Below are 14,024 nucleotides of genomic sequence, written 5' to 3'. Positions count from 1 at the left end.
ATGTTGCCTCCGGGTCAGGGGGGCGTCGAGTGAATACCGCTATCCGTTGCGAGGTGCGCCGATGCCGAGATCCCTGTTACCCGCCGCGTCCGCCGTCCTGCTGGCGCTGGCCGCCCTGAACGCCCCCGCGGCGTACGCCGACGAGGCCGACCCGGTCGAGGTGACCGTCAACGCCCGCGCCGCGCTCGCCCCCGTCCCCGAGACCGGCATCGGCACCAACCACGCGATCTGGGACACCCATCTGGGCACCGACACCACCGCCGACCTGCTCAAGGACGCGGGTGTGAAACTGCTGCGCTATCCCGGTGGCTCGTACTCCGACATCTACCACTGGGCCGACCACACCGCTCCCGGCGGCTACGTGGCCCCCGACACCGACTTCGACACCTTCATGCGCGGGGTGCGGCGCACCGGGGCGCAGCCGATGGTGACCGCCAACTACGGCACCGGCACGGCGCAGGAGGCCGCGGCCTGGGTACGGCACGCCAACGTCACCAAGGGCTACGGCGTCAAGTACTGGGAGATCGGCAACGAGAACTACGGCAACGGCCACTACGGCTCCGCCTGGGAGGCGGACGACCACGCCGACAAGAGCCCGGCCGAGTACGCGCGCCACGTCGTGGCCTACTCCGACGCGATGAAGGCCGTCGACCCGGCCATCAAGATCGGCGCGGTGCTGACCACGCCGGCCAACTGGCCCGACGGGCTGGTCGCCGACGGCGACGACGGGACCTGGAACGAGGTCGTCCTGTCGACCGCCGGACCGAAGATCGACTTCGTGGTCCTGCACTGGTATCCCGGCGCCCTCGACAAGACCGCGCACATCCCCGACATGATCCATCTCGTCCGCCGGCAGATCGCGGAGCACGCCGGGGCCGGCTCCGAGCGGATCGGCATCGCGATGACCGAGTTCAACACCGGCAGCAACAGCAACGGCACGAACACCCAGCCCGGTGCGCTGGCCGCCGCCGACGCCTACGCCACGCTGCTGGCCCACGGGGTGTTCACCGTCGACTGGTGGAACGTGCGCAACGGGATCGGCAACGTCACCCAGGTCGAGGGGCACACCGACTACGGCGACTTCGGCCTGCTGTCCAGCGGGACGTGCACCTCCGACGGCAGCGTCTGCGAACCGCGGTTGAACACGCCCTTCGCGCCGTACTACGCGCTCCAGATGGTGAGCAGGTTCGCCCGCCCCGGCGACCGGTTCATCCGGGCCGCGGCCGACCAGGCGAAGGTCTCCGCGCACGCCGTACGCCGCTCCGACGGCGACCTCGCCGTCCTGCTGATCAACACGTCGTCCGACACCTCCTATCCCGTCACGATCGACTACTCCGGCTTCAGCCCGGCGTCCGGGGCGCCCACCGTGCTGACCCACACCAACGGGGCCACGGGCATCACCAGCTCGGTCAAGGGCAGCGCGACCGGCCAGACCCTTCCCCCTCTCTCGCTGACCACGGTGGTCCTGCGTCCCGCCTCCGCCCCGGCGGGCCTGCCGGGCGCGCCGGGGCGGCCGGCGGCCTCGGACGTGACGGACAGGACCGCCACGATCTCCTGGCCCGCCGCCTCCGCCGGCGCCCGCCCGATCGCGAAGTACGAGGTCCATCTCCAGAACGGAGCCGTCAGCGAGCAGATCGGCGAGACCACCGGCACCTCGCTCACCGTGCGCAACCTGAAGCCGGGCACCCGCCACACGGTCAACGTGATCGCACGGGACGGCGGTGGCGGCGCCTCGGCGCCCTCCGCGCCGCTGACGTTCACGACCGGCACGCCCGCCTCCAGCTCGTGCTCGGTCCGCCTGACCAAGCAGTCCGACTGGGCCAGCGGCTACGTCGGCGCCCTCGAGGTCACCAACCACGGCGCGCCGGTCAACGGCTGGACCCTGGATTTCAGCTGGCCCACGGCGTGGCAGAGCCTGGGCAGCGGCTGGAGCGCCGTCTGGACGCAGAACGGGCGGGACGTCAGGGTCGTCAACGAGCCCGGCAACGGCTCGCTGCCCACCGGCGCGTCGGCCACCATCGGCTTCGTCGGGAACTACAGCGGCCCGAACGTGCCGCCCGCGGTCTTCACCCTCAACGGGACCGTCTGCACGACCCGGTAGCGGCCCGGGGCCGTCTCCGCGCGGACGGCCCCGTCACGCCCGGACGACGTCATCCGTGAACCCCCGCCTCGGGCGGACCGGAAGCCGCACTGCGCCGCCCGTGAACCCCCGCCTCGGGCGGACCGGAGGCGGCGGGCATCGCCCCCGCGCATGCCCGCCGCCTGCCCCCGCACCGCCCGGCCGCTACGGCTTCCGCAGGTCGAAGGCGATGTCGGCGACCCGGACCGTCGTGACCCGGGGATCCTCGACGACCTTCCGCAGGACCGCGACCTGGGAGAGCTCGCTGACGTAGGCGTAGGCCGCGCCCTCGGCCGCCGCCTTCCGCAGGCGGGCCAGGTCCAGCCCGAACTTCCTGAGGTTGTGCTCGTCGTGCTCGCGCAGCATGCCCACCCAGCCCTGGAAGCCCTCCAGGGTCTGCGAGGGCGAGTCGCTGCACTCGCCGCCCCCGGGCAGGTCCATGGAACTCGGTCTCATCGCCATCTCCCAGGTGATCGGAGTGGCCCGCGGCCGCTTCTCGTAGACCACGATCTCCGGGCATTCCCCGTACCGCCGGGCGAAGGCGGCGAGTTCCGCACTGCTCATCGGCTCGGCGAACTCGACGACCGCCAGGGCTCGCATCGTCTCGGGCAGGCGGGCCAGCACCCTCCGCATCTCCTCCTTGGGGTCGTTTCCCGTCCCGATGTCGTAGAGGGCGTGGGTCAGCGACGTGTCGGTGTCGTCGCCGAGCGGCGGCCGCCGTACCCGGCCGAAGAAGTCCTGGGTGATCTCCTCCTTCCTGTCGGCGAAGGCGGCCCCGGCGGAGAATCCGCCATAGGCGCGCAGCGGGCTGACGCCCACCTCCAGGGAGAGCGAGAGCGGGGAGGCGCTGGTCTCGCCGAGCCGGATCCGGTAGCCGGGGTTGGCGACCTGCAGCGCGGTGCCCAGCACGTCGTACATGCGCTTCTCCCGGTCGCCGCGCCGCTGGATCCACGCCGATCCCGCCGTCGCCAGCAGGCAGATCACCAGCAGCACGGCGAGCACCGTGGAAGCGGTGCGCATGACGCCCGCCCGTACGGCCCTGCGCGTCCTCTTCGGATCGAAGTCGGGGATCTCGAGGTCGAGCGCGCCGGGTTCGGTCGGTTCTGTCATCGGACGGCTCCGTACATCTCGGAGAAGGCGGCGCGGGCACGCCACACCGCGGTTTTGACTGACGAGATGGACCGGCCGGTCATCGCGGCCACCTCCACCAGGGAAAACCCCTCGAAGTAGACGAGGACGAGCAGCCGCCGCTGCTGTTCGGGCAGCCGGCCGAGCACGTCGTGGACCGCAACGGCGTCGATGGCCAGCTCCGGCGCGCCCAGTTCCTCCGGACTCGGCAGCGGCAGTTCGGCACGGCTGCGCCGCAGGTGGTCGACGAGGACGTTACGCGCGATGCTGAGGAGCCACGAGGCCGGGGACTCCCCTCGCCAGCCGAGCATGGCCCGGGTGGCTTTGACGAAGGTCTCCTGGGCGAGATCCTCCGCGAGGTGGGGGTCGCGGGTACGGCGCAGGAGGTAGCCGCAGACCAGAGGCCAGTGCTCCCGGTAAAGCCGCTCGATCCGGGTGCCGATGGTCGCCTCCGGGACAAGGGTGGAGTCATCACATCACAGGAGACGGAATCCGGCGGGCATCGGTCACATGCCGATGACGCGGCCCGGGCGTCCGGTCGCGCGAGGCGCTCTCCGGCCTCCGCGGGGGAGACCGTGCCGGCGGCGAAGACCCGTGACGGCCTGCGGCTGTGACCGCGTTGCCGTCAGGCGACGTGTCCCAGCACCAGGGCGGCGATGACCGGGCCCATGTACAGCAGGGGGAAGACGACGGTCGAGTACGAGCGCGCCCGGAGCACGGTGACTACGGCTCCGGCGAAGTACAGCACCAGGCCGATCCCGGCCAGGACGCCGACGACCGGCACGAGCAGGCCGATCAGCAGGCCCGCGGCCCCCGCGGCCTTGGCCGTGCCGAGCCAGGTCCACCATGAGCGGGGAACGCCGTACTCCGTCAGCGGCTTCACGACCCACTCGGCGCGGCGCAGGAGGGAGAAGGCCGAGAAACCCACCCAGAGGGCGGCCAGGACGGTGACGACGGTGGCGGTGGTGGACATGGGGACGCTCCTTAAGCCGGTGCTCAGCTGGTGCTTTCTGATGACAGCGATCCTGCGCGCCCTGGTTGATAACTCCGCGATGTGTTCACGATGCGCGGGCCTCCGGCCCCGGTGAAGCGGTGGATACGAGCCGGTGCGGTGTGATCGCATACGGCGGTGCCGCTGTACGGTGCTGCCGTGCAGCGGTCCCCCGCGCATCCTCCACGCCGTACGGTGATACGGACGATCAACCGCCGACACCTGATCGGGAGGGTCCCGGTTGACGTGAAGCGGCGGAGCACGGGCCTGCTGATGATCATGATGTTGGCGGCCGTGCCGGCGCTCAGCACCGCCGCCCCGTTGGACCGCCGGGTGCGGTCCCTCACAGATGCCGAGTACCTCGCACTGGACGAGTCGTTCCTTGAGTCGTTCTCTGAACGGCGGAAGGAGGGGCCGTGGAAGAAGGAAGCTCTCCCGGCCGGCTCGTTCCCGCACTGGATGACGGCCGACGGTGTCGTACGTGATGTGAGGACGAGCAGTGCGCCGCCGCCCATCGGCATCGAGATCGTGGAGCCGCCAGGCTGTCCCGAGATCAGCGATTCATACTGAGCCGAGATTCATGCCGAGCCGAGAAGACCGGCACTCCTCACGCACCGCACGCACTCGCCTGCCCGCTCGTCCCGTCCGCCGTCGGCAGGCCACGGCGGCCACGTCCCTAGCGATCGTCCCGGAGCCGGAGCGCCCCCGCCACGGTGACGGCGACGGTGACGGCGACGGCGACGGCGACGGCGACGAGCAGAACGATGCGGAACAGCAGGCCGACGAGTACGACCATGCTGTGCACGGCTTCGTAGACGAAATGGAGGAGGACCTCGCCGAAGGAGAAGCCGAAGGGTCTGTCGTCCGCTTCGGTGGGATTCAGAGCCGCTCCTCAGTCATGCGCGCCGCACGCCTGGCCGGCGGGTGGCGGTGGCGGCGGGTCGGGGTACGGCGGCGCGCCGCCGCTCACAACCTTGAAGGAACGATTCGGCGACGGGCTGTGACGAGTGCGCAGGATTACGAATGCCGTTGCGCCCCGTGTCCGGGAAACTCCGTCCGCGGCACGCTGGCGCTTCGTTCCGCGAATCCGTCCTCTGGTCCTCTGCTCACGCGCGGCTCCGGACCGGCCGGGCGCGGAGGCGCTGCTCGTACGTGGGGTGGGTGCTCGACGCCAGGTGCCGGACGATCACCCCTCGTACGCCTCCGGCCGTGTCGAGGAGTCGCAGCATGGAGCGCACAGGGGCTGCTCCGACCAGGTCGACCGCGAACCGGTCCGCCGCGAACACCCTTCGGCGCAGCACCCACGACACGAACTGCTCCGCGAGGAAGAAGCCGGCCGCGGCCACCAGCGTCCAGGGTTGCGAGGTCAGGGCCCCCCACAGGGCCGATGCCGCGGCCGCCCAGGGGAGAACGAACCTGACGGCATGCAGGATGAACCCGTCGTGGACGTATCCGAGCGCGACGTGGCCGAGCTGGTGGGCGACCAGGCCGGCGAGCGCGTCCTGCGGCCACTGCTCGGCGATCTCCTCATGGACGATGAGAGTCCCCGGGGAGCGGCGCCGCATCCCTCCGGCATCGAATGCCGCGGCCCACCTCATGGCCCTCACGGTGACGGGCAGGTCCAGATCCAGGCCCGCCCGCGTGGTGAGGGCAGCCGTCAGAATGCGCAGCCGCTCGGTCGTGTACGAGTCCATTGGCTCCGCCTCGGATGGGCCGGCATACGGAAGGCGACCTATCCGCACAACGTCCCGCACCGCTACTCGGAAACCACCCGGATCAAGTCCAGAGCGCATCTTAAGGAACGGAAGACCCGGAAAGCATCATCCGATATCGATCCGTGAAGCACCGAGCGAGACCGATGGTGACACTCCCCGCCGAGACGCGAACGACGCACCGGCCACCGGTCGCGTGTCCCGCCTCCGTCGATGCCCGGCGGACGGGTACGGGTGAACGTGATCCCGGGCGGGCATCCGCCGCTCAGGGCCGTCCGTCGACCCTTCGGGAGGACTCGCCGAACACCCAGGGACTCGTCTCGGCGATGAAGTCGGCGGGGAACCCCGTGGTGAACTCCGCCGCCGCCTCCAGGCGCTGGACGGCGTCCTGCGGCAGGGCGACGTCGGTCGCGCCCAGGTTGTCGTCGAGCTGCTCGACGCTTCTGGCTCCGATGATCGGGTGGATCGCGCGGGAACGCGCCCGGGTCCAGGCGATCGCCACCTGGGAGGCGGTGGCGCCCGACTCGTCGGCGACCTCCTGGACCGCCCGGGCGACGGCGTGCTCGCGCGACCCGAGGGAGTCGGGCGAGATGCGTGTGCCGGACTCGGGACCACCCGGCCGGGTGAACTTCCCCGACAGCACGCCGCCCGCGAGCGGTCCCCAGGCCGCGACACTCATCCCGGACGCCTCCGCCATCGGCAGCAGCTCGCGTTCGATGTCGCGCTTGAGCAGGTTGTAGGGCGCCTGCAGGCCCGCGAACGGAGTCCAGCCGCGCCACTCGGCCAGTGTGTTGGCCCTGGCGACCACCCATGCGGGAGCGTCGGAGATGCCGACGTACAGGATCTTCCCTGCGCGGACGGCGTCGTCCAGTGCCCGCATCGTCTCCTCGATCGGGGTGTGCCGGTCCCACAGATGGACCCAGTACAGGTCGATGTAGTCGGTGCGCAGCCGCCGCAGGCTCGTCTCCAACGAGAGCGCGAGGTTCTTGCGATGGTTGCCGGCGGCGTTCGGATCGCTTCCGTCGCGGGAGACGGTGTACTTGGTGGCGAGTACGAAGCGGTCGCGGCGGCCCTGCAGAAGCTCGCCGACGATGGCCTCGCTCTGCCCGCCGCGGTAGTTGATCGCGGTGTCGACGACGTTGCCGCCGGCGTCGGCGTACAGGTCAAGCATGCGGCGGCACTCCTGCGGCGGCGCGCCCACCCCACCCTGTTCGCCGAAGGTCATCGCCCCCAGGAACCGCTCGGAGACTCGCAGTCCGGTGGAGCCCAGCAGTCGGTAGCGCATCGGTTCTCCCGTGTCCTCGTGTCGTGTCGTGCCGTGTCTTCGTGCCGCGCCACGGGCGTCACTCAGGACCGGGAACGCCCTGAGCCGCGCCTTCCCCCGGGTGCCCCACCGGACCTCGACGGCTTCGCTCACCCGGCCGAGATCGGCGGCGCACCAGTGCCCATGCCATCACCGCGGCCGAGATGAGGCCGGGCCCGCAGTGCACTGCGAGCACGCCTGCGAGACCGGGGCCGCCCCAGTCGTCCCGGTACGTCGCCGGGTCGGAGACATCGATGACGAACGGTTCCGCGACAGCGCGGACGATCAGGTAGGCGCCCAGGACGAGCCCGAGGACCCGAATGACCTTTCGCATGTCTTCTCCCTCACGAGTCGCGGCGGGGGAAACCGAGGCCCACCGCCTCAGGACCGCGCAGAACACCAGGACAGCCGCGGCCGCGGGAGACGGCGGCAGATACGGCGGCTCCAACCCCATGATCGGGGGAGCGAGGCCGGGGATCCCGGTCCGGCGTGAGCGTCGAGCCGTATCGCTCCGTCAGTCCTCTTACTTCGATCACATGAGGACGATGACAAATCCACCCCTGCCAGCGCATCCGACCGTGGTCGGAACTTTCGCGCCCGACCACGGTCACGCCCGGTCCTCGGCGCAGCCCGTGCGCCCTGGACCGTCGCGGTCGCCCTCGCCGTACCCGCGCTCGCCCTTACCGGGATCCGGGTGTCGTTCAGGCAGGGCCGTCCGAGGTCGTTCCGGGTTTCGTGTGGAGGATCTCGCGGGCCTGGTCCGCGGCGCGGGCGATGCTCTCGGAGACGAAGTCGACGAAGCGGGCGATGTTCTCCAGCCGGGCGGCGGCCGGGGTGCCGGGGCCGAGGACGCCCACGCCCTGACGGGCGATCTCGCCGAGGTGGGCGGTGGACCGGGCGCTGGCCATCGTGGATTGGTACATGACGTCGTCGTCGACGACGTAGCGTTCGCGGCGGCGTTCGTCGCGTTCGCGGCGGATGAGGCCCTGGCTTTCGAGGAACGTGACCGCTTTGGAGACGGACGCCGGGCTGACCTGGAGGTGCCCGGCGAGTTCGGAGGCGGTGAGGCTGCCGGAGTCGGTGGTGTAGAGGCCGGCCAGCACCCGGGCCGTCATCTTGGGCAGGCCCGACTGCATGAAGACGGTGGTGAACGTCTCCTCGTACTCGCGTACGGCCTCGGCGTCGCGCCCGTGGGCCTGCGGAGGCGTGCCGGGGTTCCGGGGCGCGGCCTTCCTGCGGCGGTGAGCGCGGCGTTCGGCGGCGCGGTGGGCGAGGTCGGCGCGGTAGGCGGTGGGGCCGCCGTTGCGCATCACCTCGCGCGTGACCGTCGAGGTCGGGCGGTCGAGGCGTCTGGCGATCTCCGCGTAGGCGAGGCCGTCGGCCAGTCCCAGCGCGATCTGCTGACGTTCCTGCTGGGTGAGTCTGCCGCCCGGCATCGGGGCCTCCTTCGGGGTCCGTGGTGTCCCCACCATAGCGTTCACCTTCACACTGTTGCAACGAACGAGATCGAGATCGTTGCTTTGAATTTCAGTCTGTTGCAATGATTTAGCGGCCTTCACCTGGTATTACATGAGTTACTCGCAATGATGTTGTTGCTTCTTTCGCAAAGGCAACGTAGCTTTTCCTGTGTCGGAAAGAAGACGCCGACGAGGTGCACGACACAGACGAAGGAGCACACCATGCAGAAGTTCGACACCCCCGCCCCGGTCTAGGCGGTCCTGGACATCCCCGCGGGCCGCATCCGGTTCATCGCCGCCGACCGGGCCGACACCACGGTCGAGGTCCTGCCCGCGGACGCCTCCAAGAGCCGCGACGTCAAGGCGGCCGAGCAGACCGCGGTCGCCTACGACGACGGCGTCCTGCGGATCCACATCCCCGAGTCCAAGAACCAGCTCTTCGGTCCCTCCGGGTCCGTCGAGGTGACCGTCCAGCTGCCCGCCGGCTCGCGCATCGAGGCCAAGGCCGCCAGTGCCGAGCTCCGGGGCGTCGGGCGGCTCGGCGACGTCTCCTTCACCGGCGCGCAGGGCACGGTCAAGCTCGACGAGACCGCGAGCGCCCACCTGGACCTCCAGGCCGGCGACGTCTCGGTCGGCCGCCTGGGCGGCTCCGCCCGGATCAGCACCAGGAAGGGCGACCTGCGCATCACCGAGGCCGTGCACGGCACGGTCACGCTGCGCACCGAGCACGGCGACATCTCGGTCGGCACCGCCCGCGGAACCTCCGCGTCCCTGGACGCCGGCATCACCTACGGCCGCGTCCACAACGCGCTCACCAACACCGACGGCGCCGCGGCCGGCCTGAACATCCACGCGACCACCGCCTACGGCGACATCACCGCCCGCAGCCTGTAAGAGGGCGTCCCTCAGGGCGCAGCGATCCCGTCCACCCATCCGCCCAGTCGAATTCCGCAACGGTTCCGAAGGAGCACACCATCATGTCCACCACCCGTTCCGACCAGGCCCGCCCGGAGCTGCAGAAGGCCATAGAAGAGATGATCGATTCCGGTTTCGTCGGAGTGACGCTGCGCGTGCACGACGAGCACGGCGAGTGGACCGGCAGCGCAGGAACCGCCGAGCTGGGCGGAAGCGCCGGGCCGCCGGTCGACGGGCACGTCCGGATCGGCAGCAACACCAAGACCTTCGTCGCCACCGTGGTGCTGCAGCTGGTGGCCGAGGGCCGGATCGGGCTGGAGGACCCGGTGGCCGACCACCTGCCCGGGTTCGGGCTGGACCGGCGGATCACGGTGCGGATGCTGCTGCAGCACACCAGCGGGATCTTCAACTTCACCGGCGAGTACTTCGAGGACGGCACGTTCACGCCGGGGATCCCCGCCACCACGGCGGGCAGGGAGTGGGTGGAGAACCGGTTCACGACCTACCGGCCGGAAGAGCTGGTCCGGCTGGCGCTGTCGAAGCCGGCGCGGTTCGAGCCGGGCACGGACTGGAGCTACTCCAACACCAACTACGTGCTGGCCCGGCTGCTGATCGAGAAGGTCACCGGCCGCCCGGTGGCCGAGGAGATGCACCGGCTGATCCTCGGGCCGCTCGGCCTGTCGGGCACCGTCCAGCCGACCACCGGGACGGAGATCCCCGAGCCGCACGCCCGCGCCTACTACCGCTACGAGGACGCCGGCGAGCACAGGACGGTCGACGTCACCCGGCACGATCCCTCCTGGATCTCCAGCGGCGGCGACATGATCTCCACCACCCGCGACCTGCACACCTTCATCTCCGCGCTGCTGGGCGGCAAGCTCCTTCCGGACGCGCTGCTGGCCGAGATGTGCACGCCGGAGTCCAAGGCCGGCTACGGCCTGGGCGTGTTCGTGCAGGAGACGCCGGGCGGCGGCACCGTCATCACCCACAACGGCGGCGCCGCCGGCCACGCGGCGCTGATGTACGGCACGCCCGACGGCCGCAGGACCCTGACCGCCGCGCTGAACTACGTCGACGACGCCGACCTGTCGATGGGAGCGGCCTTCCAGCAGGCGGTCCAGCGCCTGGTCGCCGAGGTGTTCGGCGGCGGGCAGGCCGAGCCGGCTCAGTAGAAGGCCGGGTCACGCGGACCCGCACAGGCCGGATCGGCTCGCCCGCTTCGGCGGGGAGAGAAGGCCGGCACACAGTGGGAGTCACCCGGAAGCCACCGGTGCCTGCGATGGTGTCGGCGACGAACCGGGACGATCCATAGAGCAAAAGGCCCCGAGCAACGCAATGCCTGCTCGAGGGCCTTCCTCATGTGGCGCGACCGGGAGGACTCGAACCCCTGACCTTCTGATCCGCGGGGAAGAGCGGACACCTCATCAGCGGCCCACCGCCCTGGTGGAGAAGTGGATGCGGGCCGGTGCCGCGTGATCGCGCAAGCCGGTTCCACCGTACGGCGCTGCTGCTGCTGCACACCACGTCCGCGGACGCAACCCTGAGCCCTGGCAGGCATGTCGCACGGGACTGTGAGGTCTTCGGACCGCAGAAGGGCCTCCGCACGTTGCTACAGACCAGCAGGTGGCCAGTACCGGGCGGGAAGAGCCTCCTCGCGGTGCCCCGCGCCGTCGCGCTCGACGGACCACGCGCTCCGCCCGGGCAGCACGCTCACGACCTCGTGCAGCCGGTCTCCCACGTAGTGGAGGGCGACGCCGTCCTCCGTCGCGTACCCGTCCGGCAGTTCCCCCGCTCCGACGAGTTCACGGAAACGCCGGCTCCGGGGCTGATCGGCCAGGTCGTCGTGGACCCCGTTGCTGTACGGCAGGAAGCCCAAGCCGTCGGTGATGGGGTCGAGCGCGTCCCCGAAGGAGTCGGTCACCCCGCCCAGGTGCCAGCACAGGCTGCCCGCGCTCTGCCCCGCCAGGACGACCCCCGCCTCCCAGCACTCCCGCAGCACGGCGTCGAGACGGTGGGCACGCCAGACCGCCAGCAGGTTCACCACGCTGCCGCCCGACACGAAGATCACGTCCTGGGCCAGGAGATGGGCACGGACGTCGGTGACGTTCGGCCGGGCGAACAGCTCCAGGTGCGACGTCTCCCCGGCCCCGAAGAACCCGGCCCGCTCGTACCAGCGGTCGATGTACGCCCGGGAGTCGCCGACCGCGGTGGCGATGAGGCAGATGCGCGGCCTGCGGACGCCGGCGAGCCGGAGCGCCTGCCAGATCTGGGCGCCCACGTGCTCCGGGGGAAAGCCCTCCGGCGGGTTCAGGACGCCCGAACACGCCAGGATCTGTCGCTCTCTGGCCATACGCGCATCCTCTTGTCCCGCAGCAGGCACCGGCAAGATCGAATTCTACTGCCGCAGGAACGGCGGCCCTGATCGGCCGCGGGGCCGGATGCGTTCAAGTGATCAGCAAGCCGTCCCCCAGTACCGGCGTGCAGAATCGCCGCAGGCTCCGGACCGGAGCAGTGCCAGGAGATCACGGAACATGGGCGGCGCAGGATGCGGACCCCGTCGGCGGAGCTGTCGTGCCGATGCGATCCGGATCACCCTCCGGTGTTCTGCGGTGAGAGTGGACAGCCTTGATCCGTGCCGGCGAATACGGCGGGCGCCGCGATGGCAACGATGATCAGGCATGTGAGGACAGGCGAAGATCATGAATGACGTCCCGCGTCTGCGGATGGGAGCAGCGGCACTGATGCTGTCGCTGTCGATCGGCGGTTGTGACGCGCGAAGCGCCACCCCGGAAGCGTCCGTTTCCCCCTCCTCCCCGGCGCCGGTGGTTCCGTCCACCGCCATGCGGGCGACGTCGAAGGATCTCCCCGACGTGATCGCCGGATACCGGCGGAACTGGGAGCGCGACCCCTACGACCATCCCGAGCCCGACGTCCGCCACACCAACCCCGAGGCCGGCGAGAAGTACGCCATGGGCCGGACGGTGACCGGCCTCTACATCGTTCCCGGTGGCGAAGCCGACGACCACGATGACGAGGTGAGGATCACCGTCACCCCCGGAGACTTCCCCGACCCCGAGGCCGCCATCAGAACGGTGCTCTACGACATCGAGGACCTGCAGCCGGTCGATTCGGGACCGTTGAGCGGTGCGGCGTTCTGCCGCACCTTCTACGTGGCGGTGGTCTGCTACTGGGCCACCGAGACCACCTTCGGGTCGGTGGGCGCCCCCGGAGGCGACATGAAGCAGGCTGCCCGGCACTACCGGACGCTGCGCACCGCGCTGGAGAAAGAACGCCCGTCTTCCTGAGGGCGAGGGCGGGCAAGCCCTCCGGGACCTCAGGCGCACGCCCGCGATCGGAGGCCGGCCTTCGGGGAGGTTGAGGGTCACGTCCAGAAGCGCATGAACCGGCCTCCGCATGATCATGTTCCTGCGAGTTGAGCGGTGAGCGTCTGCGGCGGTGGGCTCTGTCCCGGTGTGTCGCCCCAGACCGGCCGCAGCCGGACCTCCTACCGCGGCAACGCCGGGAAGGAGGGTGCACAACGCCGAACAGCTCCACCAGGAGATCACCGCGATGGGCTATCGCGGCGAAAGCACCGGTCCGCACCGTGACTTCGACGCGCCAGGGCCGGGCTCACCCTGCCCTGCGGTTCCGGGCGGATAGAAGGCCATGTCAACCACATCAAGATGGTCAAGAGGCGGATGTGCGGCCGGGCCGACCCCGATCTCCTGCGCAAACGCGTTCTCCTGGCCGGCCGATGACGCTCAGCTCTGCGTGGAGATGCAGAACGGGTGGCCGGCGGGGTCCAGCAGGACCCTCCGCTCCTCGGGATGCGGCTGGACCGGGGCCTCCACGGCGCCCAGAGCCAGCATCCGCGCCTGAGCCGCCTCCAGGTCGTCGACGCCCAGTTCCATGTGCGCCTGCTTCCCCTGGGCAGGGTCCGGCCAGGTCGGACGCCGGTAGTCGGCGGCCCGGATGAAACCCAGTCCCGGCGAACCCTCCCGGCCGAGCAGGACGAAGTCGTCGCTGGAGTAGACGACGGGCAGGCCGAGAGCCTCGCCGTAGAAACGGGCCAGCTCGGCGGGGTCCGGGCAGTCGAAGTCGATGGACAGCAAACGGATCGCCGGTGCGGTTGTGGTTCCAGTGCTCATGGGAGGGACACTAGGACGGGACCAGGACAGGTTCGGTCCTGGTCATGAGGAAAACTACGAGATGTGATCAGCACTTCCGCCCGCCTGCTGCGACTGGTCTCGCTGCTGTCCACACGGCCGGCCTGGACCTGCGGCGAGCTGGCCGAGCGGATGGCGGTCACCGGACGCACGGTGCGGCGGGACGTCGCCCGGCTGCGGGAACTCGGCTACTGCATCGAGTCCGACCCCGGGCCCTGGGGCGGTTACCGTCT

16 protein-coding genes are annotated in these 14,024 nt (G+C 70.4%); 6 read left to right on the top strand and 10 right to left on the bottom strand.

The window, feature by feature from the left end; translation table 11 throughout:
- Positions 1-61 precede the first annotated feature (61 nt).
- Positions 62-2,101 (top strand): cellulose binding domain-containing protein, encoded by a 2,040-nt coding sequence (locus ACFOWE_RS32740; RefSeq protein ID WP_377294744.1) that lies wholly within the window; start codon positions 62-64, stop codon positions 2,099-2,101.
- Positions 2,102-2,284: 183 nt separating this feature from the next.
- Here the strand turns inward: ACFOWE_RS32740 and ACFOWE_RS32735 are convergent, their stop codons facing one another.
- The 3 genes from ACFOWE_RS32735 to ACFOWE_RS32725 form a co-directional block, all read right to left on the bottom strand.
- Complete coding sequence (locus ACFOWE_RS32735; RefSeq protein ID WP_377294742.1) at positions 2,285-3,229, bottom strand: hypothetical protein; 945 nt, start codon at positions 3,227-3,229, stop codon at positions 2,285-2,287.
- On the bottom strand, positions 3,226-3,678 hold the full coding sequence (locus ACFOWE_RS32730; RefSeq protein WP_377294810.1) for an RNA polymerase sigma factor: 453 nt from the start codon (positions 3,676-3,678) through the stop codon (positions 3,226-3,228). Before ACFOWE_RS32730 ends, ACFOWE_RS32735 begins: the two co-directional genes overlap by 4 nt.
- A 194-nt stretch (positions 3,679-3,872) precedes the next feature.
- Positions 3,873-4,220, bottom strand: a complete 348-nt coding sequence (locus ACFOWE_RS32725) for a DoxX family protein (RefSeq protein ID WP_377294740.1) — start codon at positions 4,218-4,220, stop codon at positions 3,873-3,875.
- Positions 4,221-4,433: 213 nt separating this feature from the next.
- On the opposite strand from ACFOWE_RS32725, the gene ACFOWE_RS32720 reads away from it, so the two are divergent.
- The gene (locus ACFOWE_RS32720) at positions 4,434-4,808 is read left to right on the top strand and encodes a hypothetical protein (protein ID WP_377294739.1); all 375 of its coding nucleotides are present in this window, start codon (positions 4,434-4,436) and stop codon (positions 4,806-4,808) included.
- A 106-nt stretch (positions 4,809-4,914) separates the two neighbouring features.
- Here ACFOWE_RS32720 and ACFOWE_RS32715 read toward each other — a convergent pair whose 3' ends face one another.
- The 5 genes from ACFOWE_RS32715 to ACFOWE_RS32695 form a co-directional block, all read right to left on the bottom strand.
- A complete protein-coding gene (locus ACFOWE_RS32715) occupies positions 4,915-5,043 on the bottom strand; it encodes a hypothetical protein (protein WP_377294737.1) in 129 nt (42 codons plus the stop codon).
- A 301-nt stretch (positions 5,044-5,344) separates the two neighbouring features.
- A complete protein-coding gene (locus ACFOWE_RS32710) occupies positions 5,345-5,932 on the bottom strand; it encodes a M48 family metalloprotease (protein WP_377294735.1) in 588 nt (195 codons plus the stop codon).
- Between the two features lie 283 nt (positions 5,933-6,215).
- Positions 6,216-7,235 (bottom strand): aldo/keto reductase, encoded by a 1,020-nt coding sequence (locus ACFOWE_RS32705; protein WP_377294734.1) that lies wholly within the window; start codon positions 7,233-7,235, stop codon positions 6,216-6,218.
- A gap of 58 nt (positions 7,236-7,293) precedes the next feature.
- A complete protein-coding gene (locus tag ACFOWE_RS32700) occupies positions 7,294-7,587 on the bottom strand; it encodes a hypothetical protein (RefSeq protein ID WP_377294732.1) in 294 nt (97 codons plus the stop codon).
- A 367-nt stretch (positions 7,588-7,954) separates the two neighbouring features.
- Positions 7,955-8,689 (bottom strand): GbsR/MarR family transcriptional regulator, encoded by a 735-nt coding sequence (locus ACFOWE_RS32695; RefSeq protein ID WP_377294730.1) that lies wholly within the window; start codon positions 8,687-8,689, stop codon positions 7,955-7,957.
- 282 nt (positions 8,690-8,971) lie between these two features.
- Here ACFOWE_RS32695 and ACFOWE_RS32690 point away from each other — a divergent pair, with 282 nt between their 5' ends.
- Together ACFOWE_RS32690 and ACFOWE_RS32685 are read left to right on the top strand one after the other, a co-directional pair.
- Complete coding sequence (locus ACFOWE_RS32690) at positions 8,972-9,604, top strand: DUF4097 family beta strand repeat-containing protein (RefSeq protein ID WP_377294808.1); 633 nt, start codon at positions 8,972-8,974, stop codon at positions 9,602-9,604.
- Positions 9,605-9,687: 83 nt separating this feature from the next.
- Positions 9,688-10,797: a serine hydrolase domain-containing protein gene (locus ACFOWE_RS32685; protein ID WP_377294728.1), complete on the top strand. Its 1,110-nt coding sequence runs from the start codon at positions 9,688-9,690 to the stop codon at positions 10,795-10,797.
- Positions 10,798-11,234: 437 nt separating this feature from the next.
- Here the strand turns inward: ACFOWE_RS32685 and ACFOWE_RS32680 are convergent, their stop codons facing one another.
- Positions 11,235-11,975 (bottom strand): Type 1 glutamine amidotransferase-like domain-containing protein, encoded by a 741-nt coding sequence (locus tag ACFOWE_RS32680; RefSeq protein WP_377294726.1) that lies wholly within the window; start codon positions 11,973-11,975, stop codon positions 11,235-11,237.
- A gap of 520 nt (positions 11,976-12,495) precedes the next feature.
- Here ACFOWE_RS32680 and ACFOWE_RS32675 point away from each other — a divergent pair.
- Positions 12,496-12,930: a hypothetical protein gene (locus ACFOWE_RS32675; RefSeq protein WP_377294724.1), complete on the top strand. Its 435-nt coding sequence runs from the start codon at positions 12,496-12,498 to the stop codon at positions 12,928-12,930.
- A 456-nt stretch (positions 12,931-13,386) separates the two neighbouring features.
- On the opposite strand, the gene ACFOWE_RS32670 is transcribed toward ACFOWE_RS32675, so the two are convergent.
- The gene (locus ACFOWE_RS32670) at positions 13,387-13,773 is read right to left on the bottom strand and encodes a VOC family protein (RefSeq protein ID WP_377294722.1); all 387 of its coding nucleotides are present in this window, start codon (positions 13,771-13,773) and stop codon (positions 13,387-13,389) included.
- Positions 13,774-13,836: 63 nt separating this feature from the next.
- Between ACFOWE_RS32670 and ACFOWE_RS32665 the strand changes: the two genes are divergently transcribed.
- Positions 13,837-14,024, top strand: a 188-nt coding sequence (locus ACFOWE_RS32665; protein WP_377294806.1) for a helix-turn-helix transcriptional regulator, incomplete at its 3' end; no start/stop codon positions are given.

This window comes from Planomonospora corallina, from assembly GCF_042650625.1.
Taxonomy (GTDB): Bacteria; Actinomycetota; Actinomycetes; order Streptosporangiales; family Streptosporangiaceae; genus Planomonospora_B; species Planomonospora_B corallina.
This window is presented reverse-complemented; position numbering and strand designations above follow the sequence as displayed.

What these genes read in the sequence shown, in the direction of transcription:
- ACFOWE_RS32740 (WP_377294744.1), top strand. Translation starts at nt 62, where the DNA reads ATGCCGAGATCCCTGTTACCCGCCGCGTCCGCCGTCCTGCTGGCGCTG.
- ACFOWE_RS32735 (WP_377294742.1), bottom strand. Translation starts at nt 3,229, where the DNA reads ATGACAGAACCGACCGAACCCGGCGCGCTCGACCTCGAGATCCCCGAC.
- ACFOWE_RS32725 (WP_377294740.1), bottom strand. Translation starts at nt 4,220, where the DNA reads ATGTCCACCACCGCCACCGTCGTCACCGTCCTGGCCGCCCTCTGGGTG.
- ACFOWE_RS32710 (WP_377294735.1), bottom strand. Translation starts at nt 5,932, where the DNA reads ATGGACTCGTACACGACCGAGCGGCTGCGCATTCTGACGGCTGCCCTC.
- ACFOWE_RS32705 (WP_377294734.1), bottom strand. Translation starts at nt 7,235, where the DNA reads ATGCGCTACCGACTGCTGGGCTCCACCGGACTGCGAGTCTCCGAGCGG.
- ACFOWE_RS32700 (WP_377294732.1), bottom strand. Translation starts at nt 7,587, where the DNA reads ATGCGAAAGGTCATTCGGGTCCTCGGGCTCGTCCTGGGCGCCTACCTG.
- ACFOWE_RS32695 (WP_377294730.1), bottom strand. Translation starts at nt 8,689, where the DNA reads ATGCCGGGCGGCAGACTCACCCAGCAGGAACGTCAGCAGATCGCGCTG.
- ACFOWE_RS32685 (WP_377294728.1), top strand. Translation starts at nt 9,688, where the DNA reads ATGTCCACCACCCGTTCCGACCAGGCCCGCCCGGAGCTGCAGAAGGCC.
- ACFOWE_RS32680 (WP_377294726.1), bottom strand. Translation starts at nt 11,975, where the DNA reads ATGGCCAGAGAGCGACAGATCCTGGCGTGTTCGGGCGTCCTGAACCCG.
- ACFOWE_RS32670 (WP_377294722.1), bottom strand. Translation starts at nt 13,773, where the DNA reads ATGAGCACTGGAACCACAACCGCACCGGCGATCCGTTTGCTGTCCATC.